Source organism: Novosphingobium profundi (assembly GCF_018491765.1).
GTDB classification, from domain to species: Bacteria; Pseudomonadota; Alphaproteobacteria; order Sphingomonadales; family Sphingomonadaceae; genus Novosphingobium; species Novosphingobium profundi.
In genome coordinates this window covers 1-20,502 of sequence record NZ_JABWCU010000039.1, presented here as the reverse complement: position 1 = coordinate 20,502, position 20,502 = coordinate 1, and the positions used below count along the sequence as shown (strand labels likewise).

Annotated in this window: 17 protein-coding genes; 5 read left to right on the top strand and 12 right to left on the bottom strand. The window is 61.7% G+C overall.

Annotation, left to right across the window (positions count from 1 at the left end; genetic code table 11):
* From HT136_RS24985 to HT136_RS24970, 4 genes are all read left to right on the top strand, one after another.
* Positions 1–931, top strand: a 931-nt coding sequence (locus HT136_RS24985) for a TrbG/VirB9 family P-type conjugative transfer protein (protein ID WP_214202532.1), incomplete at its 5' end; no start/stop codon positions are given.
* Between the two features lies 1 nt (position 932).
* A complete protein-coding gene (gene virB10 / locus HT136_RS24980) occupies positions 933–2,204 on the top strand; it encodes a type IV secretion system protein VirB10 (protein ID WP_039396141.1) in 1,272 nt (423 codons plus the stop codon).
* Positions 2,205–2,207: 3 nt separating this feature from the next.
* Positions 2,208–3,224 carry a P-type DNA transfer ATPase VirB11 gene (gene virB11, locus HT136_RS24975; RefSeq protein WP_039396138.1) on the top strand — a complete coding sequence of 339 codons (1,017 nt, stop codon included), beginning with the start codon at positions 2,208–2,210 and terminating at the stop codon, positions 3,222–3,224.
* Positions 3,225–3,242: 18 nt separating this feature from the next.
* Positions 3,243–5,123, top strand: a complete 1,881-nt coding sequence (locus tag HT136_RS24970) for a type IV secretory system conjugative DNA transfer family protein (protein ID WP_148311209.1) — start codon at positions 3,243–3,245, stop codon at positions 5,121–5,123.
* An 89-nt stretch (positions 5,124–5,212) separates the two neighbouring features.
* On the opposite strand, the gene HT136_RS24965 is transcribed toward HT136_RS24970, so the two are convergent.
* The 12 genes from HT136_RS24965 to HT136_RS24910 all read right to left on the bottom strand — a co-directional run bounded on the left by HT136_RS24965 (position 5,213) and on the right by HT136_RS24910 (position 19,831).
* Positions 5,213–5,479 carry a metal-sensing transcriptional repressor gene (locus HT136_RS24965; protein ID WP_039396135.1) on the bottom strand — a complete coding sequence of 89 codons (267 nt, stop codon included), beginning with the start codon at positions 5,477–5,479 and terminating at the stop codon, positions 5,213–5,215.
* 14 nt (positions 5,480–5,493) lie between these two features.
* The gene (locus tag HT136_RS24960) at positions 5,494–6,375 is read right to left on the bottom strand and encodes a nickel/cobalt efflux transporter (RefSeq protein ID WP_039396132.1); all 882 of its coding nucleotides are present in this window, start codon (positions 6,373–6,375) and stop codon (positions 5,494–5,496) included.
* A gap of 124 nt (positions 6,376–6,499) precedes the next feature.
* A complete protein-coding gene (locus HT136_RS24955) occupies positions 6,500–8,992 on the bottom strand; it encodes a heavy metal translocating P-type ATPase (protein ID WP_214202531.1) in 2,493 nt (830 codons plus the stop codon).
* A 55-nt stretch (positions 8,993–9,047) separates the two neighbouring features.
* Entirely contained in the window at positions 9,048–9,419 is a 372-nt protein-coding gene (locus tag HT136_RS24950; protein WP_214202530.1) for a hypothetical protein, read from the bottom strand.
* Between the two features lie 146 nt (positions 9,420–9,565).
* Positions 9,566–9,862: a TFIIB-type zinc ribbon-containing protein gene (locus HT136_RS24945; protein WP_039396129.1), complete on the bottom strand. Its 297-nt coding sequence runs from the start codon at positions 9,860–9,862 to the stop codon at positions 9,566–9,568.
* A gap of 74 nt (positions 9,863–9,936) precedes the next feature.
* The gene (locus HT136_RS24940; RefSeq protein WP_084592325.1) at positions 9,937–10,437 is read right to left on the bottom strand and encodes an SRPBCC family protein; all 501 of its coding nucleotides are present in this window, start codon (positions 10,435–10,437) and stop codon (positions 9,937–9,939) included.
* A 60-nt stretch (positions 10,438–10,497) separates the two neighbouring features.
* Positions 10,498–13,731: an efflux RND transporter permease subunit gene (locus HT136_RS24935; RefSeq protein ID WP_039396123.1), complete on the bottom strand. Its 3,234-nt coding sequence runs from the start codon at positions 13,729–13,731 to the stop codon at positions 10,498–10,500.
* Between the two features lie 4 nt (positions 13,732–13,735).
* Positions 13,736–14,890: an efflux RND transporter periplasmic adaptor subunit gene (locus HT136_RS24930; protein ID WP_039396120.1), complete on the bottom strand. Its 1,155-nt coding sequence runs from the start codon at positions 14,888–14,890 to the stop codon at positions 13,736–13,738.
* A gap of 14 nt (positions 14,891–14,904) precedes the next feature.
* Positions 14,905–16,161: a TolC family protein gene (locus HT136_RS24925; protein ID WP_039396117.1), complete on the bottom strand. Its 1,257-nt coding sequence runs from the start codon at positions 16,159–16,161 to the stop codon at positions 14,905–14,907.
* Between the two features lie 783 nt (positions 16,162–16,944).
* A complete protein-coding gene (locus HT136_RS24920) occupies positions 16,945–17,835 on the bottom strand; it encodes a hypothetical protein (RefSeq protein ID WP_039396114.1) in 891 nt (296 codons plus the stop codon).
* On the bottom strand, positions 17,832–19,241 hold the full coding sequence (locus tag HT136_RS24915) for a relaxase/mobilization nuclease domain-containing protein (protein ID WP_246544432.1): 1,410 nt from the start codon (positions 19,239–19,241) through the stop codon (positions 17,832–17,834). Before HT136_RS24915 ends, HT136_RS24920 begins: the two co-directional genes overlap by 4 nt.
* Positions 19,238–19,831, bottom strand: a complete 594-nt coding sequence (locus tag HT136_RS24910) for a ribbon-helix-helix protein, CopG family (RefSeq protein WP_039396111.1) — start codon at positions 19,829–19,831, stop codon at positions 19,238–19,240. The genes HT136_RS24915 and HT136_RS24910 overlap by 4 nt, the downstream gene beginning before the upstream one ends.
* A gap of 334 nt (positions 19,832–20,165) precedes the next feature.
* Between HT136_RS24910 and HT136_RS26440 the strand changes: the two genes are divergently transcribed.
* Positions 20,166–20,502: hypothetical protein (locus HT136_RS26440; protein ID WP_246544425.1), on the top strand; the 337-nt coding region annotated here is incomplete at its 3' end.

The following is a 20,502-nucleotide window of genomic DNA, read 5'->3' as shown; positions in this document are numbered from 1 at the left end:
CGCCCGGCGCCTGTCGCCTGTAGACACCAAGGTCGCGCTCACCTCGTCGGGCGCCAGAAGCCCGTTCTGGCGCGGTATCGACGCGATCTGGCGCAAGCTGGTGACCTTCAGCCTCGCCGGCACCGTCATCGTTACGCTCGCGCCTCATGCCAGCTTTGCGGCAGAAACGCCGGTTGCAGGCCAGAAGGACGCGCGGGTGCGCACGGTCGATTACGATCCCGACCAGGTGGTGACGGTCGTCGGCCAGTTCCGCCACGCGATCGAGATCCAGTTCGGCGCTGGCGAGACCGTCACGCAGGCCGCCCTTGGCGATACGATCTCCTGGCAGATTGCGCCGGTCGGCAATGTCGTCTTCCTGAAACCCCGCGAAAAGGCGGCCGGAACAAACCTCATCGTCCTCACGCAAGAAGGCGGGATGACCCGCACCTACCACTTCAACCTGGCGCTCGGCACCTCGGCCACGATGTACGGCATTCGCTTCCACTACCCTCAAGCGGAGCAGGCGATGAGTGCCGAGCAGGTCCAGATGGCGCAGGCTCAAGCCGCTCAGGCCATGCAGAGCCGGATCGTCAAGACCGCGCTCGATCACGCGGTGATCGAGGGCAAGCGCAACTTCAACTACACCGAGCAGGGCGATGCCTCGCTGCAACCGAGCGAAATCTCCGACAACGGCGAGTTCACGGCGATGCGTTTCCCCGGCCACGCCGACATTCCCTCAATCTTCGCCGTCGACGTGGACGGGAGCGAGACGATCGTGCCCTACGACGTGCGCGACGACTTCGTGGTGATCCACGCCGTCTACCGCGAACTACGCCTGCGCCGGGGCAAGGCGGTCCTCGCGATCTACAACGAGGCCCCGCCCCGCAACGATCGCGCCGAGCGCACGGGCACCGTCTCCAACATCGTCGAACGCAAAGTGAAGGGGCAGTAACATGGCCGAGAACGTCATTGATCGCGGCGGTGAACTCGCACCCGCCGATTCCATTCCCGAAGAGAGCGGATCGCCTGCGGGTCGCAACAGCACCAATTGGGGCAACGTCGCCTTCGTCGGGGCCGGGGTCGGCCTGGTCGCGACCATCCTTGGCATCATCATCGGCTACGGCGTCTTTCACAACGCCGGGTCGGCGAAGGCAGCCGAGGAGCCGGCGCAAGCAAGCCAGAAGAGCGTCGATGATGTGGTAGCCTCACCCGCCGCGCAGCGTGCGGCCCTCGCAGGCCAGCTTGGACAAGCGGGCAGCGCTCAGACCGACGTCTTCGGCCGTCCGGTCCTGGGGCAACAGACTATCGACGCCAGCGGCAACCCGGTCCCGGCAACGGGCGAGGCCGCCAGTGGCGAGGAAAGCCTTGCCCAGAAGCGTTATGAGGAGCGCCTGAAAATGGCTGATGCCGCACGGCGGGCCCCGGTCATGGCCTATCAGGCCAATGGCCTCACGGCGTCCACTTCCACGGCGTCGCCAACGAGGAGCGCAGCCGCTGCGGGTGCACAGGCCCAGGAGAGCGGCCCGCGCAACTTCGGCGCCAGCGGCTTTGGCCCTCCCTCAGATAGCGATACGGGCACGGGTTCGGCCAGCAAGGGCTCGACGGACTTCACCGACCAGCTTGGACACGCGAAGATCGAGACGGTGCGCGCCTCGCTCATCAAGAACCGCGACTTCCTGCTGAGCGCCGGCACCGTCATTCCCTGTACCTTGCAGACCGCGATCAACTCGACACAGGCCGGGTTCGTCTCGTGCGTTATCAACCATGACGTCTATTCCGAGGACGGCCGCGTGGTCCTGCTCGACAAGGGCACCAAGGTCCTGGGGCAATATTCGGGCGGCATCACGCAAGGTCAGGCGCGCATGTTCGTGCTGTGGACCCGCGCACTTACCCCGCGCGGGGTTGCGATCGACCTTGGTTCGCCTGCGGCCGACGCGCTCGGCCGCTCGGGCATGTCTGGCGGTGTCGATACGCAGTTCTGGGCGCGCTTCGGTGCAGCTCTCATGATGAGCGTGCTCGAGGATGCCTCCAACATCGCCGGTCGCGCCGTCGCGAACGAAGGGACCTACACGACGCAGGTGCCCAGCGAGATGGGCAACACGATCCTTCAGGACAGCAAGAACATCAAGCCGATCCTGAAGAAGAACCAGGGCGATACCGCCGCGATCTTCGTCGCCAAGGACTTCGATTTTAGCCCGGTTTATGACCTCAAGCTGAGGCGCTGAACGATGGCAAACGTCTCTGCGATCTACCAGCACAATGCAGCCCCGCTGCAACCGCTCCTCGATCGCGAGGACGTGACCGAACTGGTCATCAACGAGCCGGGCGTGATCGGCGTCGAAAGCCGCAAGGGCTGGGAGTGGCATGAAGCCCCCTCGCTCGATCACGCCAGCCTCATGACGCTGGCCCGGCTTATCGCGGGCCTGACCAAGCAGGACATTAGCGAGGACTACCCCATCTGCTCCTCGGTCCTGCCCGGAGGCGAGCGTGCCCAGGTCGTGATCCCTCCGGCTATCGAGCGCGGCTTCGTCTCGATCACGATCCGCAAGGCCTCGAACACGGCGATGGATCTTGGCGATCTCGACCGCTCGGGCCTCTTCAGCGAAGTGAAGGCCCACGGCTCCACCAACGAGGTGGACGACGCCTTGCTGACTTACCGGGCCGCGGGCGAATGGAACGGCTTTTTCAAGCTCGCGGTGGAAGCGCGCAAGAATATCCTGATTTCCGGCGCGACCGGCTCGGGAAAAACCACCTTGTCGAAGGCGCTGATCAAGCTGATCCCCGACTTCGAGCGCATTCTGACGATCGAGGACACGCGCGAACTGGTGGTGCCCCAGCGCAATCGGGTCCACATGATGTATTCCAAGGACGGCAACGGTCTGCAGAAGGCCGGGGCCAAGGAACTGCTGGAATCGGCGCTGCGCATGCGCCCTGACCGCATTCTCCTCCAGGAGCTGCGCGACGGAACCGCGTTCTTCTATCTGCGCAACGTCAACAGCGGGCACCCCGGCTCGATCACGACCGTCCATGCCAATACCGCCGAAGGCGCGCTCGAGCAGCTCACCTTGCTCGTCAAGGAATCCGAAGGCGGCAACGACCTCGACCGCCACGACATTCGCGCCCTGCTGCGCTCGCTCGTCGACATTGTGGTGCAGATGCACCGCCTTCCGCCCAGCGACGGGCGACCGGCCCGCTACCGGATGACCGAAGTGTGGTTCGATCCGGCCGGCAAACCTCACGACTGACAACCAAAGGAGTGGCCCATGAGTGGCAAGATGGTTCGCAATCCGGGGGCGTCCCAACCGGGCGCCATTGCGTTTCTTATGATCGTGGGCCTCGTGGTCAGCGCCGCGATCGGCGCGGTCACGGTGCTGTGGCGCGCGCATCTGGTCTCGATGCAAACACCCTGGGCGAAAGTGCCCGGTGCGCTCTGGTCGATGAAATCCATGCCGATCGTCTGGCAGCCGTTCCTTCTCGGTTTCGCGATCAGTTTCGCTCTGTGCCTGGCCGGCGTCTTTGCCTCGATGTTCACCGCGCAAAAACTGCACGGCGAGGCGCGCTGGGCGCGCTTTGGCGAAGTGAAGGAAGCCCGACTGCTGGAAGGCGCCGGCATCATCCTGGGGCGCTTCAACGCCAGGTTCCTGCGCTTCGGCGGAACCGAGCATGTCATGCTCGAAGCCCCGACCCGGGCCGGTAAGGGCGTGGGCGTCGTGATCCCGAACCTGCTGTCGTGGCCCGATTCCGTCGTGGTCCTCGATGTGAAGCAGGAGAACTGGGACCTGACCTCGGGCTACCGCGCCAGGCGGCTTCGCCAGAAGACGCTCCTATTCAACCCGCTCGACGGGGAAGGACGGACGTGCCGCTACAATCCGCTCGGCCACATCAACCGGCGCGATCCCGTCGAGATCATCAACGAGTTGCAGAAGATCGGGGCCATGCTGTTCCCGCTCCCCCTGACTGGCGACAATTTCTGGGCCGAAAGCGCGCGCACGGCCTTCCTTGGTGTTTCGGCCTATGTCGCGGCCACCGTAGACGATGGCGAGGACGCCCTGCCCTTCACGATCGGCGAGGTCTATCGCCAATTCGCCGCCGGTGATGCCCGGCGCCGCTTCCCCAAAATCATCAAGCAGCGCGAACAGGCTGGAAAGCCTCTCTCTGGCGCGTGCATTTCTGCGCTGCGCGACTGGATTTCCTCGTCGGACAACACGTTCACGTCCATTCGCCAGTCTGTGACGGCCAAGATCAACCTCTGGCTCAACCCCTATGTCGATGCGGCAACGGCCGAGAGCGACTTCGATCTGCGCCAGTTCCGCGACAAGCGGATCTCACTCTACCTCGGCGTCTCGCCTGACGACCTCGAGCGGGTCGCGCCGATCTACAACCTGCTCTTCCAACAGCTCATCGACCTCAACGTGCGCGAACTGCCCTCGGCCGACCGGCACAACGTGCGCCTGCTCCTTCTGCTCGACGAGTTCACCCGCCTCGGCCGGGCCTCGGTCATCGCCAGCGGCTTCAGCTATGTGGCGGGTTATGGCATTCGCCTCCTCCCCGTGATCCAGAACTTCTCCCAGCTCGACCACATCTACGGCGACAAGGTGGCCAAGGAGATCTCCGCGAACTGCGGCGTGCAGATCGTCATGCGACCCAAGGAGATCAACGACGCCAAGAACGTCTCGGAGCGCCTGGGCACCTACACCTTCCGCGCGAAGTCCCGTTCGTTCGGCGCCTGGGGCCGTGGTGGCGGTTCGGTATCGGAATCCGATCAGCGCCGCGCGCTCCTGCTCCCGCAAGAGCTGCTCTTGCTACCCGAGAAGGATCTGATCGTACTGCGCTCGGGCATCCCGCCCATCTACGGCAAGAAGATCCGCTACTATCAGGAGAAGGACATGCTCGCGCTGACGAAGGTGCAAGCGCCAGCGATGCCGACGATCCGCCCCGATCCTTCGGTGCCGGCACGAAGCCTTCGCATCATCACGGCTGCGGAGGCGAGTGGAGAAAGCGAAGCGGGAATACCCGGATCCAGCGGCAGGCCTCTGAACATGCCAGTGGTCAAAGCGCTCCAGGCGACAGCCAACCACGCCCCCCGGCAAACAGCCCACATGTTGTTCAAGGACCTATTTTCCGTGCTGATCCCAACAGCCTGATGGGCCGCTGGGGGACTGTCCGGTTCTACATTTCAGTTGAAAGCTGGCCGTAATCCGACGAAAAGCCCTATTCACTCGAATGGCTATTTTTAAAGGTATTTGGCCAGTTCCCCCAGCTTTGCGAGATCATCACGAACAGTTCCAGGCAGTGGCCCGATCAAGTCCTCGAGGTGATGTTCGATATGATCGGTTACAATCAGGGTCTTGGTCTTCTCGAGCGCTGCGATGACCGCCTGCATCTGTTGGGCGATCTTGAGCCCGTCGTCCCCTTCCTCGATCATGCGCAGGATGCTGGTGAGATGGCCGTTGGCACGGCGAAGGCGATTGAGAAGGTCGGGGCTGGCAGCGTGGCTCATAAGCTCATGTCCGTTCAGGGAAGCGTCTGATAGCCCTTTAGCGCAATATAGAGGCCTAAGGACAGAATCACGAGCCCGCTGGCATATGGAGCCTTGCGGACCAGCGAACCGAAGCCGCCGAATGACTTTTGCGCATAGCGCAGGCTGAGTGCTGCGATCACGCCGGACATGACCATTGTCATGGCCAAGCCGATGCTGAAACAAAGCACAAGGACCGAACCGAGTGCAATCCGCTTGAGTTGGAGGCACAGCAACAGGACAGTGATGGCGCCAGGGCACGGGATGAGCCCACCTGTGAGGCCGAACATGACGATCTGGCCCGTTGTCACATCACGACCGGTAAAGCGACGTCGGATGTCCTCGGCGTGCTGGCGTTCGTGGGCATCCTGATAGCCACCATCGGTCAGATCGAGGGTGTGCTCCAGTTCGTGATTGATCGTCTCGCCATCATGATCGTGTACGTGGTGATGATGGTGCCTGCCATCTCCGTGAGAATGATGATGGCCGTGCCCATGGTCATGGTCATGGTCATGGTCATGGTGATCATGCGCATGGTCATGGCGAATGCGCCAGAGCATCCAAGAGGCCATGGCAACGATTATCAACCCGGAGGCGAACTGAAAATAGGGCTCGATACCCTCGGGACTGAGCCCCTGGAACAGATACACTCCGCCCAGTGCGACGACCCAGACGATCACGGTATGGGAGACTGTGGCGGCGAGCCCCAGAAGGACGGCTTGCCGCACCGTTCCCCGCACCGCGACGATGAAGGCAGCCATCATCGTCTTGGAATGGCCGGGCTCGAGCCCGTGCAAGGCGCCGAGCAAAATTGCGGTCGGAATGAAGAGCCAGGCGTGGGCAGCGCCTTGCTGCAGGAGTTCGGTTAGCGGGGTCATCAATCGCCCATAGCGCGTCTTTTGATTCTATCCTATCCCCCCGGTGGGGATATTTTGAGCCTCACTTCAAACTTTGCATCACGGCCTTTCGGAAAAGCGTATCGCGCTGATGAATTGCTCTAGCTCATTCCTTAGTCGCCACAGGGGAATCGCGGTACGCCAAGAGACGTAGGGCATTTACCACGACGAGGAGTGTTGAGCCTTCGTGCATCGCTACCGCCGGTCCTATGCCAAGGCCAAGTATCGTGGCGGGAACGAGAAATGCGACAACGCCTAGGCTCACGAACACGTTCTGACGGATCACCCAGCGCGTGCTGCGACTCAGGCCTACGGCAAAAGGTAGGTTGGACAGGTCGTCGGCCATGAGCGCCACGTCTGCCGTTTCGAGCGCCACATCAGAGCCGGCGGCTCCCATGGCGATCCCGACAGTCGCGGTCGCCATGGCTGGAGCATCGTTGACGCCGTCGCCGACCATCGCGACTTTTCGCTCGTCGCGAAGCCGCTTGATGGCCTCGACCTTGTCTTCCGGCATCAGGTCGCCCCAGGCCTCATCGATTCCGACTTCCTTGGCGACGGCCTCGGCCACGCGCTGATGGTCTCCGGAAATCATGATCATCCGCTTGATGCCAATATCGCGAAGTCGCTCGATCGCAGCGGGCGCTGTTTCGCGGGGAGTGTCGAGCAAGCCGATAGCACCCAGATCTCGTTCGCCTCGCCGCACAACCATGCTCGTCTGTCCAGCATCGCGCAGCTTTGCGATCGCGTCGCTCATTTCGCTGGAAAGGGCCGCCACACCGTCCGCCCCAAACATCTCGGCCTTGCCGATGAGGATTGGATCCTCACCGACAAGCGCCGAGATGCCGCGCCCCGTGAGACTCTTCAAATCCCGAGCCTCCGGAATGGGCTGGCCGCCCGCAAGCTCCCGTCCGTCGCGAGAAATTGCCTTTGCCAAGGGGTGATCGCTGAGGCTTTCGACGGCGACTGCCAAAGCCATGAGTTCAGCCTGCGCCACGCCTGTCGCAGGGATAACCTGCTGGATTCGAGGCTCGCCCTTAGTGAGCGTGCCGGTTTTGTCGAAGGCGATTGCGTCGAGAGATCCGAGGAGTTCGAGGGGGCCGCCGCCCTTTACGAGCACCCCGCCCCTGGCAGCCCGCGCCACGCCGGAGAGTACCGCACTGGGGGTAGCGATGGCGAGAGCGCAGGGGCTAGCTGCAACGAGCACAGCCATCGCGCGATAGAAGCTGTCGCGGAAAGGTTCGTCGATAACGGCCCACGCGAACAGGAGGAAGAAGGCCAACGCCAGCACAGCCGGAACAAAGACACGCTCGAAACGATCCGTGAAGCGCTGCGTCGGCGATTTCTGCGTTTCCGCCTCGCTGACCATTTTGACGACTTTGGCCAGGGTACTCTCGCTAGAGAGACGCGTGACTTCGACTTCGATCATTCCGCTGCCATTGATCGTACCGGCAAAGACCCGGCTCGCTCCATCCACACTATCCGGGTTGGCTCGGGCGGCGAGTTGATCCGAGACTGGCTGCTTGTCGACTGGAATGCTCTCTCCAGTCACGGGCGCTTGGTTGATGCTGCTAGTGCCGAGGACAATGAACCCGTCTGCGGGAATTCGGGAATCAGGCTTCACTACAATAATGTCGCCTCGAACAAGTTTCTCGACCGGCACTTCTTCGCTCGTCCCGTCGAGCAGTTTCAACAGGGCGGTAGGAGGGCTCAATTGCGCCAATGCCTCAATAGCCCGCTTCGCTCGTCCCATCGCGTAGTGTTCGAGTGCGTGGCCAAGGCTGAAGAGAAACAGCAGCAATGCACCTTCAGCCCAAGCGCCCAGCGCTCCGGCGCCGGCAGCCGCAACCAACATGAGCGTATCAATCTCAAAGCGCTTGAGCTTCAGGTTATCGATGGCCTCCCGCACGGTATAAAACCCGCCGAGGACGTATGCTGCGAGATAAAGTCCAAGCGCGACGCCGACATTTCCGGTCAGCTTCTCGACTGCGAATCCGATCGCCAAAGCGGTGCCGCAGCCCAGTGCGAAGAACAGTTCGGTGTTGGGACCAAGCAATCCGCCATGGCTGTGATCATGCTTTTCGTCGGGCGCATGTTTCTGACCCTTTTCATCGTGCGTATGCCCGGCGTCTTTTGCAACGGGCGCAGCGAAAGCGCTTACGAGGGTGACGCCAGCACCTTTCAGAGCCTTGATAATGTCGCTTTCCAGGATCTTGGTAAGGTCGAACTCCACTCGAACGCTGCCTGCAGGGGAGGCGTCTGCTTCAATGATGCCCGGCAGCGTGAGGAGCTGATCCGTCACGGTGCGTGCGCGGCGCTGGTGGTTGATACCGTTTACGGTCCAAACACGATGGGCAAACCGGGCCGCAATCTCGGCCCCAGCAGCAACTGCCAGCTCGCGGATGCGGCTGAGCGAAATGATGCTCGGTTCATAGTGGATGCAGAGCAGCGCCTGCGCGGAAGGGCCTTCCTTCGTTACATGAGCGTCCTCGACGCCGGCGCGACCTTTGAGCGATCCGATCAAACGAGTGACACAGGCGTCATTGGCGTCGTGAACTTCCGGTAGCAACACAGGGATATCAAGGCGGAACTTTTCGATCATTGTTTTATTCCTTCAGGAAATCAGCGGTGCGCGTTGGATGCATGGCTTGAGTGCTTCATGGTGGCCCCAGCTTGTTGCCGGCCGCGCTCTTGATCCGCTCGCACATGATGGGCAGCCGTCCGGGGCGGGAAATCGTGAGCTTTTCGCCGCGCGATAGGGCGACCGTTACTTCCGGGCCGACGAAGGCTGCGCCGGTATCTGCTGCCTTCAACCGCTCGAAACGACCATGTGCATCGTGAGTGAGATTGAGCGTGAGCCCATCGGCAAGGAAATCGACATCGATTTTCGAGCCATCCGAGCAGGAGTAGTTCTGTTCGCCAATCAGCCCCGGTACCTTGCTGCGGTCATGCCGCTCCTCGGCGTAACCATCGGAAGACCCACCGGAACAGTTCGCGAGCGCAGGCAGGATTGCCAGCGCCGCCAGCATCTTCTGGCTTGCTACGAAAACTGATGGGAGCCGCCTGCTTCGAGCCAACTGATAGTTGGTCCGCCGCCGAAGGGGTGCGCCTTCGGCGGCGGTGATTGCGCTCACACAGTGTGCGACCCGTTGTGCGAGGCGACCGTATGCCATGATCAATCAAAGAGCTCGCGCAGGAAGCCTTTGCGGCGGCCATGGTGCCCACCGGAGCGGCGGTCGTCGTGACCGGCGCGGTGTTTGCCCTGTGACGTCGAAGGGTAGTTTCCTTGACTTGCCCGTGGTGCCACTTCGCCAATGCTTCGCTCGATGATCTTGTCGAGTTCGCCCCTATCGAGCCACACGCCCCGGCATTTTGGGCAATAGTCGATCTCGATGCCTTGACGATCGGTCATCACGAGGTCGACGCGGCAAATGGGGCACAGCAATCCTTGAGGGGTGACTTCTTGAACCATCGCTAGTTCCTTTTCAGACTTTGATTTCGGTCGATCTTTTGGGCAGCATTCCGCCGAGCAGTCATGGCTGCATGTCATTCGTCATTCGCACGGTGACTGGCCTGGGCCTTGAGGCTTCGCCGTTTGTGGCGGTTGCCTACGGTGTAGTTGCGCTGGTTTCCTTCGACCCTCCGCGCCAGAATCCCGCTCTCGATGGCCAAGCGCCGGCGCAGCCCGCGTTTCGTGAACTGCCAGATCAAGGCGCTGACCCACCCGCGACATTCAATGCTATGGTAGACATAGGTCCCGGCGTTATCTTCGATGATCTCGAAGCTTTCCTCGATCAGGATGAGATACCGGTGCCCGGTTCTCCAACCGATCGCGGCGCCTTCGTCGTAGTGAAAGACCTCGACGTCCATATTAATGCGAAAGTCGCCCGAAATCAGCCACGACAGCTGAATAATGGCACGAGGTGTAACTAGACCTTCCCCGAAGCGATAGAGGGGATGCCACGAGCCGTACCCGCTCAGATTCGAGAGGACTGCCCAAACACGTTTCGGGGGTGCCTTAAGGTGAAAGCTGGTTATCTCTTTCATCCGTAAACCCTTTCCGGAAAGGTTGGGAGGTTGCTGAGCAACCTCCCCCTTTTTCGTCCTTCAGATTGCGGGGTGAGCCTCACTGCTGAGTGCTTCCGCTACCGGCTCGTCATCCTCTTCGACCATGTCCTTGCGGCCATACCGCGCGTAAAGCGTAGGCAGCACGAACAGGGTCAGAAGCGTTGCCGAGATCAAACCGCCGATCACAACGGTGGCGACCGGCTTCTGGACTTCGGCGCCAGCCCCGCTGCCAAGCGCCATCGGCACGAAGCCGAGGCTTGCAACGAGAGCGGTCATGACGACCGGGCGCAAGCGCTGCAGAGCGCCCAGTCTGGCCGCCTCCTCACGCCGCATCCCGGATCGCATGAGCTCCTGGATTGAGGAGACCATGACGAGGCCGTTGAGCACGGCAATGCCGGAGAGCGCGATGAATCCCACGGCGGCCGAGACGGAGAAATCCATGCCGCGCAAGAACAGCGCCATCACGCCGCCAACCAGCGCCAGCGGAACACCAGTGAACACGATCGCGGCATCCCTCACCGATCCGAGTGCGCCGTAGAGGAGCAGAAGGATCAGCACGAAGCACGCCGGGATAACGAGCTGCAGGCGTTCGCGGGCCGAAGCGAGGTTCTCGAACTGCCCGCCCCATTCGAGGTAGCTGCCGGACGGCAGACGCACATCCTTGGCGATGGCAGCCTGGGCATCCTCCACCACGCTGCCGACATCGCGGCCACGCACGTTGGCTTGGACGACGACACGGCGCTTGCCGTTCTCGCGGCTGATCTGGTTCGGGCCGTCGACGACGCGGATATCGGCGACGCTGGCAAGTGGCACGAACTGTCCGCCAGGAGTAGGCACCTGCAGCTGCTGCAGGGTCGACATGTCGGCGCGCTGGGCATCGGACAGGCGGATGACCACCGGGAAGCGGCGATCGCCCTCGAAGATCATGCCGGCCTGCTTGCCGCCCACAGTAGCGTTGACGATATCCTGCACGTCCTGCGCCGAGACGCCGAGGCGGGCCATGGCGTCGCGATTGACCCTGATGTCGAGCATCGGCAGGCCCGTGGTCTGCTCGACCTTCACGTCGGCAGCGCCTTTCGTGCGGCGCAGCACGTCGGCGATCTTCTCGGCAGTGGCGTTCATGGCGTCGAAGTCGTCGCCATAAACTTTCACCGCGATGTCACCGCGCACACCGGCGATGAGCTCATTGAAGCGCATCTGGATGGGCTGGGTGATCTCGTAGACGTTGCCTGGGAACTTCGCGAGGTTCTTCTCGATGCGCGCAACGAGATCGTCCTTCGAAAGCTTGGGATCCGGCCATTCGGAGCGATCCTTGAGGATCACGAACATGTCGGTGGCGTTAGGCGGCATAGGGTCCGATGCCAGTTCGGCCGTGCCGGTCTTGGAGAAGACAAACTTCACTTCCGGCTGCTTCGACATCATCTGCTCGATCGGTACCTGCATCGCCTGGCTCTGCTGGACCGAAGTTGCCGGGATACGCAGCGCCTGGATCAGCAGATCGCCTTCATCGAGCTGAGGCAGGAATACCTGTCCCAGCGACATGAACGCGAAGACTGCGGCTACAAATCCGCCGATGCCGACACCGACGGTAAGGGTCGGCCGCTTCATCGCGCGGTCGAGGCCGGGCTCGTAGCGAGCCTTGAGCCAGGTCATGATCCGGCCTTCCTTCTCCTCGATCCGCTTCGAAAGCCAGAGGGCGATCAGGGCGGGGACGAAGGTGAGAGAAAGGACAAAGGCACAAGCCAGCGCGATGATGACGGTAAGTGCCATCGGCACAAAGGTCTTACCCTCGACGCCGGTCAGCGTGAGCAAAGGCATATACACCAGAATGATAATCGCCTGCCCGTAGACTGACGGCTTGATCATCTCGCGTGCGGCATGGGCTACGGTGTCGAGACGCTCCTTGACGGTCAGCAGTCGTCCTTCATGATGTTGATGCTCGGCCATGCGTCTCAGCGCATTTTCGACGATGATGACCGCGCCGTCGACGATGAGCCCGAAATCGAGCGCACCCAAGCTCATGAGGTTGGCCGAGACGCCGGCTTTCAGCATGCCGAAACCTGTCAGCATCATGGTGATGGGAATAACGAGCGCCGCAATCAGCGCAGCGCGGAAGTTGCCGAGCAGTGCGAACAACACAATGATGACAAGCAGTGCGCCTTCGCCGAGGTTCTTACCGACCGTCTTGATCGTCGAGTTCACCAGCGTGGTGCGGTTGAGCACCGGCTGAACCACGACGTCTGGCGGTAGCGAGGCATTGATGCCCTGAAGGCGATCGGCCACTGCCGTTGCCACCGTCCGGCTATTCTCGCCGATCCGCATGATCGCGGTGCCGACGACCACTTCGGTGCCGTTCTCGGACGCCGAGCCCATACGGATCGCCTGCCCGGTGCGGACCTGCGCGACCTGGCCGAGCGTGACGGGCACGCCCTCGCGGGTGGCGACGACGATCTGGCTCAGTTCGCGCGCATTGCGTACGAGCGCGTCGGCACGGACGGCAAGGCCCTCACCATTGCGCTCGACGAAACCGCCGCCGACGCTGACATTGTTGCGTTCGAGCGCATTACCGAGTTCGGTGAGCGTGATGCCCATCGAGGCAAGCCGCTGCACATCGGGAACGACGAGGAACTGCTTGGCATAGCCGCCGATGGAATCGACACCAGCCAGCCCCGCCGTGTTCTTTAATAGCGGTGCCACGATCCAATCCTGCGCGGTGCGCAAGTAGGTTGCCTTCTCGGTGTCGTTGGTCAGCCGCTCACCCTCTGGCGTGATGTAGCTGCCGTCGGGCTGCATGCCTGGTTCCCCAGGCTGGTGCTTGTCGTCCTTGCGATGATCGAGGCGAACGGTCCACATGTAGACTTCGCCGAGACCCGTGGCGATCGGCCCCATCTCCGGGTTCACGCCGTCAGGCAGGTTTTCCTTGACCCCGGTCAACCGTTCACCGACCTGCTGGCGCGCGAAGTAAATATCGGTCGAATCCGAGAAAACGGCTGTGACCTGTGCAAAGCCATTGCGACTGAGCGAACGGGAGTATTCGAGGCCGGGAATGCCCGCGAGCGCGGTCTCGATGGGAAAGGCGACTTGCTTTTCGACCAGCTCAGGCGAGAGCGCGGGGGCGCGGACGTTGATCTGGACCTGATTGTTGGTGATATCGGGCACGGCATCGATCGGCAGCCGCGAGAGGGCTACTGCACCGATAATGGCGGCGATGGAGACCAGAAGGAGCACAAGCCAGCGCTTGTGGACCGCCCAGTTAACGACAGGGGCGATCATTGGCTCAATCCTCCTCGCCCGCTTCGCCCTTGCCGAGTTCGGCCTTGAGCGTGAAGCTGTTGGTGGTGGCAATGTGTTCGCTCCCGGAAAGGCCGGAGCGCACGATCACGCTGTCGCCCGCGCGATCACCGAGAGCCACGGGAATGGCCTTGAACCCATAGGGAGTCCGCACGAACACGGCGGGCTTGCCATCGACGGTTTGAATGGCGGTCGAAGGCACGCGCACCGCGCTGTCGCCACCGTTGCCGGTCAGCGTCACCGAGGCGGTTACAGGTTCGCCGACGCGCCACTGGCCAGAGCTATTATCGAGCGTGGCGATGACTGGCACCTGGCGCGTTGCTGCATCGAGCGCGGGCGAGACGAACGAGACCTTGGCCGTCGCCTCACGCCCGGCAGCTTTTACCGTCACCGTTGCGCCGGGGCGCACGCGTCCAGCATCTTGGGGCAGGAGGTTTAGTGAGAGTGAGACGTTGGACAGGTTGGCCACGCGGAACAGCTCGGCATCAGCGGCGACCGTCTGTCCCAGCGTGACGCTACGGGAAATCACCTGTCCGGAAATCGGTGCGGTGATGCCGATACGGTTGAGCGCACCGCCTCCGGCGCCGGCTGCTGACACCTGCTGCTGGGCCAGACGGAGGGCAATGCGTGCCTCGGTCGCGGCGGTGCGGGCGGCGATCAGGTCCTGCTCGGGCGAGACGCGTTGGGAATACAGGCGTTGTTCACGGGCAAGGTTGGAATTCGCTAGCGACAAACGGGCCCTCGCCGCTTCGATCTCGGCATTGAGCGAGGCTGCCTCACGACTTTCGATGACTGCCAGCGTTTGGCCAGAACCAACCGATTGACCAAGGTTGCGTGTGAGCGAGACAACCCGACCGCCGATGGCAGCGGAAACGACTTGGGTTCCGTTGGGATCACCCTCGATCATCGCGGGCAATTCAACGGTGCCGGCGCCGCCGACAACGGGCCGGCCGATCTTCACCCCTGCCGAGGCGATCTGCTCTGCGCTCAGCGTGATCTTACCCTTCTCTGCAGGATTTGCTTCGGCTGCAGCTTCTTTTGGCGCAGCGTCGCCGGCTTCCTCAGACTTGCCGCCACAGGCAGCGAGAACGAGGGCGAGCGGCAGCGCGAGGCTGGCGCAAGCGATTTTTCGTGAGTTCATTTCTGTCAATTCCTCTATTGCGGCGCGGGCGCGGTCAGGCGCTCCAGCTGCGCGCGAGCATTCTGGTAGGCGGCGAGGGCATCGATGGCGGCGAGACGGGTTTCGGCCAGCGTGCGTTCGGCATCGAGCAGGTCGAGCTGGCCAAATTTGCCTTCGCGGTAGCCGATGCGGGCTATCCGCGCGGCTTCCAGGGCTGCGGCAAGCGCCGGGCCCGTTGCAGCGCGCGCTGTTACGGCCGCATTGTCCGCGTCGGCTCGTGCGTTAGTGATGGCTTGCTCGACGTCGAGCGCAGTCATCCGGGTCTGCGCTTCCGCGCGGTTACGTTCAGCGCTCGCCTGCGCAACCGCCGCTTCGCCTGAATTGAACAGCGGAATTGGCATTGAGATGCTGAAAACGAACGCCGTATCGTTGGTCTGCGACAGTCTGCGCAGCCCCGGCCCAACGTTGATATCGGGAACCCGCTGCGACCGAGCGAGCTTGACCTGCGCATCGGCGACCGCAAAGTCGGCCTGGGCTGCTGCCAGCGTCAGCGTACCGGCAGCTGATGTGTCCAGGTCTGGTCCCATTGCACGGCCTGGCAACTGCTCGAGCCACTGCGCGTCTACGGTGCCTGAAACGGATGCGCCGATCCGCCTCGCGAGATTGGCCTGTGCTGCTCTTGCGTGCCGTGCCGCACGTTCGACACCTGCCTCGGCATTGATACGGGCCACGTCTGCGCGCTGCTCCTCTATGGGTGAGGCGCGGCCGGCCTGGACTCGAATTCTTGCGGCTTTGGCGACATCGCCGGCGATCCGTGATTGATCACGGGCGATCTCGAGCCGGCGCTGTGCAACGGCGGCTTCAATGTAGAGTTGGGTTACCTGCAGGCGAATGTCAGCCTGTGTAATGGCAGCCACGAGCACAGCCCGGTCGATCTGCGTATCGGCGACGGCAATCCGGGCCGAGCGCTTGCCACCCAACTCGATGGGCACCGCAAAGTTAACGGTTGTTTCCGCGCTGTTTAAGCCGCGATACTGGTCCGACCCCGCTACATTTTCGATCTGGGTCTGAACCGAGGGATTGGGGCGCAGACCGGCGACAGTCCGCGCGGCCTGAGCCGCTTCAATCCCGGCGTGTGCGGCATCGGTGGCGGGCGCCGATCCTCCGGCTGCAGCTACGGCCTGATCCAACGTCAATACAGACGGGGAAGAGGAAGCTGTACTCGATTCCTGCGCTTGCGCCACGGCGGCGCAAGACGTGGCAGCCAGCAAGGCTGCAAATAAGCGATACATGTGAGATTATCCTGAACAAAGGACACGGATAGCCGCCTACCTGTTTAAGGCATGGGCCGACTGTCTATGACTATGTCAGGCGATTGGAGGCCGCAGGTCCGGGCCAATGGCCCAGCGGTCTAGAGAAGGTGAATCAAACATGCGGTTTCGCACCTTAGCCGGACTCAGAACTAACAAATTATTGGTAGCCTGAGGCACTGAAGCAAAACCTGAGTGACAACTCGTGTGATGGTGCGGGACGGCCTTATCAGCGTCCCCCTGCGACTCATCGCAATCGCCTTCGCTGTGCACAAACCCAGAGCAATCTACGGCTGCAGAAGTCGGAAATTCCTGCGCATGGACGGCAGTCGTCGTCAGCATGGACAACGCCATAAGCCATAGAAGTAGAATGTGCCCAACAGCGCGCATAACGAGCGCCGATAAAGCAAAAACAAGTGCAAGTCACTTGTTAATTCAATGCAAATAGGTGTCACACTAAATTTACATTAGGATATAACATTACATTGCATCGCTTTTAAAGTAAAAATATTACAAAACCTACTCAATATTTATCGATGCTATATCACGCCCAATAGATCTGTGTCTTTTTCCAAGTTTAACGCTGCAATGGGTTGGCACTAGGTATCCGCCTGACAGGAATATTCTTACCTGATCAGACTTAAATGACCGTTCACTGCCCATCTTAGCTACTTATTTCGACGGCCAGGGAAAGCGGTCGGTCCACTCCCTGACACGTCAATTCAGTCCTCGAGCGACCACCTCTGACGCCTATCGGAAAAAGAGCTAGCGTATATTTGGGTCCGTTTCGCGGGCCGCTCCCAGCTCAGAATCTTTGCCATTTTCCCGATCAGGCGCATCATACCCAGGTGCGGTTTGACGCTTCACAACCTGCCCGCCAGCCATCTCATCGCCAATTTTCTCGTGAAGTTGCGCCATCAAGTCGTCGACCAAATCGGGAGAGTTCCCCTCGGCCAAGAGACGAGCCCGGGTTCGCCCCATATAGTCGATCGCACCAGCGAGTTCGGCATCGCCGTGGAGAGCAAGGCTATCGCCCACCCGCCAGAGTGCGGCGAGTTCAGCGATGCGCGCCTGCTTCGACATGACGGAGTGATCGCGAACAATGGCCGGTGGGCGCGCGGGCGGCAACACAGCGCCGCGCACCTTGAGTTCATCGCGCGTAATCGCAGCCAAGCGAAAGCGTAGCACCCGAACGTCGACTGGCTCCGTCGGCGACGGCATATACTGGGCCTTCAGAACCTTGGTCAGTTCCTCCGTAGAGGCACGCTTCACCTCTTGCCTCCAGCGCGCAAGGGCCGGATCGATTGGCTCGCGCTCGGCCGTTTGCAGATAGGCAAAACGCTTCAATAATGCGTGATCTGCAAGTTCATCCGGCAATGGTTCGCCCTGCCCACTCGCGGCGGCATGGGCGAAAGCGGCCAGTTCGGCGGTCCGTTCAAAGCCCTCGGCCTGGCGCTCCCGATCTTCAATGAGGCGCGCGAGAATAATCTCCAGCATCGGCACAAGATCCGTCGTCGCCGCAAGCCCGGCATCGATTTGATTCAGGCGGTCGAGGATCTCGACCTGCCTGGCATTCATCGCCGCCATTTCGGACTGCATTGCCATCACGGTTTCAAGGATCGCCGCGACAGCAAGGCGCGTGCCCTCGTCCGTCATCGTTGGGGCCCTCCTCGATCCTTGGACCGATCAATGTCACGCTGTTGGCGCTCCAAATCACGTTCGCGAACACGCCGGAGAATGTCATCGGCTCGATCGAGGGAACCTTCCGACTTATCTTCGCCAGCCTTCTCAATGAAGGCCTTGAGCCTATCCGAGACGCCATCATCGAGCGCATTGCCGCTCGGCTTGTCAGATGGCCGGACACCCGCCTCCGCCCATTCCGATTCCTGGGCGCCGAGACTCCGCTGCTCATGTTTCGCAAGCGCTCGGGCAATCGGATCGCGATCATCGACCAGTCGCGACCCACGCTCTGCTTCAAGCCTGAGCCGCACCGCCCGCTCCGAATTGCTTTCGGGCTCCGGCATCGTCTCGATGAACTTGGATAGCGTCTGCGCCGTTACCTGGTCGGACAGCGAGGGAGACGAAGACAGCTCCATGATCGACTTGGCGTAAATCTGCAAAACCGTCGCGTGGCGATCGGCCAAGACCTGCTTCACCGGATCGGGGACGCCTCTATCGCGGAACCCCTGCGCACGTTCGGCCCGGCTCTTGTCGATCTGCGGCACCCGCCCCTTCTCGCGCATCTTCTTCGCCGCGATTGGCTCATGCGTAGGATCAATCCCGCGCGCCCGTGCCGGCGTCGCGTTCGCCTCAATTCCGCGATCACGCAGCTTTTGGGCGAACCGCTGACGATACCGGAAGAGGTCATCACGGTTCGGATGAAAGCGCCGCCCATCATGATCGCGACGCGCAATTGTCAGGTGAACATGCGGGTGATCCCGGTCGACGTGGAGAGCGGCAACCCACAAGCGATTGGCAAATTCCTCACGAGCGAAATCGAGTGCCGACGCCTTCAGCGCCTCGGGATCGGTCGCGGCGGGCATCGAAAGGACCATCGAAATCGAGGTCGCGCCCTTGCGCCGATCATCGCCTCCGACTTCCCATTCCTGCCAGTCCTGGGCGAGAATGCGCATGTCCTGTCCATCGCGAAGAACATCGCCATCGCTCGTGTAGAGAGGCACCTGAACGTCCTCTCCGTGCCCCAGACGGCTGATGTAGGAGAAGTTTGCAAGGACATGCCCGCCGCCATGCTGGCGCCCGGTGATGCGCACCACGACCTCCGGCGCCCGGCGCGCCGTGCACTCCATGGTACGGATGGCGCGGCCAGTCGCCGACGCCGAGCTACTACCCCCGAAGGCATGCTTGGCCTGTGCGCTGGGCCGGTTCTCGCTCCTCGGTTTGGACGGGGAAGGAAGCAGTGAAGAGACCGCGAAGGCAAGGAGCGTTCCCCCAGCTTTAGGAGCCGACGCCTTCCCGCCCCCGCTTCCTGGCTTGCGCTTCTTGGGCGGCGCATAGATGCCCGCCAGACTGTCGAGCGTACCGGGTGTGAAGCGAAAGCTCATCCCTCTCCGTCCTCGCCCTGTGCCTTGTGTACCTCGATCCAATATCCGACTTCACCGCCGACATAGGACGATAGCTCGCGCCGGGTCTTGAACACCTGCGCCTTCAGGTCGGCGCAGGTCTCGAGAAACTGCGCGGCCACGCGATGCAATTCGAGGCGGCTTTCAGGCTGGTTTGCCGCGTTCATCGCGTGCACCGCCTGGTTGATGTTTCGGCCAATCGCGAGGATCTGCTTACGCAGCTTGCCAAGCTCGGTCTGGCTCACAGGCGCAAGCCGTAGCGCCCCCGCCTTGTCCCAAAGGGCCCAACGCAAGGTGCGCTTGATCCATTCGTTTCGGGTGAGATGCAGAGGTCCGGCCACGCCCTCGATCGCCTCGATTTCGTGGCGATGCAGGCGAACAGTGACGCGCACATAGTCGTCAGGATGGCCCCTGCCCTGCACCTCGGTCACCGGCAGGTTATCGTTCTCGGATGCCAGCGCTGCGCGCTGCAAGGTGCTGGCGATCCACGACGCACGGCTCTGTCCCTGGGCGATGGCGAGACGATCGATCTCGGCCACCAGTTCCTCGGACAATCGTGCACCCACCATCATGACTTAGAAGCCCCGTGCAGCGGCCGCCAAATGAACCAATGTTATCATTGGTGCCAATTAGCATATCCTGCCATACCTAACCACTACTCCTTCCTACAACAAGCGCCCTTCCCCCTCAAGGGAATCTGCCGAAAAACGTGGAAGCGGAAATGGGCTTTGAAACGGGAGCGCCAAGGCCCCACCGAGAGCGCCCTAAGCACACCATATTCCGGTGAGACTGAGCGCCCTTAGCGCGCGTCAATTTGTTTGGATTTTCAGAAACCCATTCTGGCAATCCAAACCAACCTGAGCCATGATTCCTGCCGATCCCACCCATCTTTTACCGGAGTAAGTCATGGCTCGACCGGCTGCTAAGACCGACGATCTGACCGCAATTGAAGCCCGCCGCGAACAGCTCAAACAGGAACTCGCGGAACTCAATGAACGATCCAAAGCTGCTGCACTCGCAGCGAAGGACGCTGGGCGAGAGATCTTCCTGACGGCGCTCGGTCGAGTGAAGATCCCGGCCATGGATCGAAGCCAGGCAAAGGTGATTGCAAAGGCGAGGTCGTGTCCCACGGGGTGGTGTAGGAACCGTCGATCTACGGCAGGATCGGGTTCAGGTCAGGCGGCCAGTGCTGGCAAGCTGACAATGGGGTTATGGCTCACCGAGCCGAGAGTTTCCAGCGTCA

What these genes read in the sequence shown, in the direction of transcription:
- HT136_RS24915 (WP_246544432.1), bottom strand. Translation starts at nt 19,241, where the DNA reads ATGAGCTTTCGCTTCACACCCGGTACGCTCGACAGTCTGGCGGGCATC.
- virB10 (WP_039396141.1), top strand. Translation starts at nt 933, where the DNA reads ATGGCCGAGAACGTCATTGATCGCGGCGGTGAACTCGCACCCGCCGAT.
- HT136_RS24925 (WP_039396117.1), bottom strand. Translation starts at nt 16,161, where the DNA reads ATGTATCGCTTATTTGCAGCCTTGCTGGCTGCCACGTCTTGCGCCGCC.
- HT136_RS24930 (WP_039396120.1), bottom strand. Translation starts at nt 14,890, where the DNA reads ATGAACTCACGAAAAATCGCTTGCGCCAGCCTCGCGCTGCCGCTCGCC.
- HT136_RS24970 (WP_148311209.1), top strand. Translation starts at nt 3,243, where the DNA reads ATGAGTGGCAAGATGGTTCGCAATCCGGGGGCGTCCCAACCGGGCGCC.
- HT136_RS24965 (WP_039396135.1), bottom strand. Translation starts at nt 5,479, where the DNA reads ATGAGCCACGCTGCCAGCCCCGACCTTCTCAATCGCCTTCGCCGTGCC.
- HT136_RS24945 (WP_039396129.1), bottom strand. Translation starts at nt 9,862, where the DNA reads ATGGTTCAAGAAGTCACCCCTCAAGGATTGCTGTGCCCCATTTGCCGC.
- HT136_RS24950 (WP_214202530.1), bottom strand. Translation starts at nt 9,419, where the DNA reads ATGCTGGCGGCGCTGGCAATCCTGCCTGCGCTCGCGAACTGTTCCGGT.
- HT136_RS24935 (WP_039396123.1), bottom strand. Translation starts at nt 13,731, where the DNA reads ATGATCGCCCCTGTCGTTAACTGGGCGGTCCACAAGCGCTGGCTTGTG.
- HT136_RS24955 (WP_214202531.1), bottom strand. Translation starts at nt 8,992, where the DNA reads ATGATCGAAAAGTTCCGCCTTGATATCCCTGTGTTGCTACCGGAAGTT.
- HT136_RS24960 (WP_039396132.1), bottom strand. Translation starts at nt 6,375, where the DNA reads ATGACCCCGCTAACCGAACTCCTGCAGCAAGGCGCTGCCCACGCCTGG.
- HT136_RS24920 (WP_039396114.1), bottom strand. Translation starts at nt 17,835, where the DNA reads ATGACGGACGAGGGCACGCGCCTTGCTGTCGCGGCGATCCTTGAAACC.
- HT136_RS24910 (WP_039396111.1), bottom strand. Translation starts at nt 19,831, where the DNA reads ATGATGGTGGGTGCACGATTGTCCGAGGAACTGGTGGCCGAGATCGAT.
- HT136_RS24940 (WP_084592325.1), bottom strand. Translation starts at nt 10,437, where the DNA reads ATGAAAGAGATAACCAGCTTTCACCTTAAGGCACCCCCGAAACGTGTT.
- virB11 (WP_039396138.1), top strand. Translation starts at nt 2,208, where the DNA reads ATGGCAAACGTCTCTGCGATCTACCAGCACAATGCAGCCCCGCTGCAA.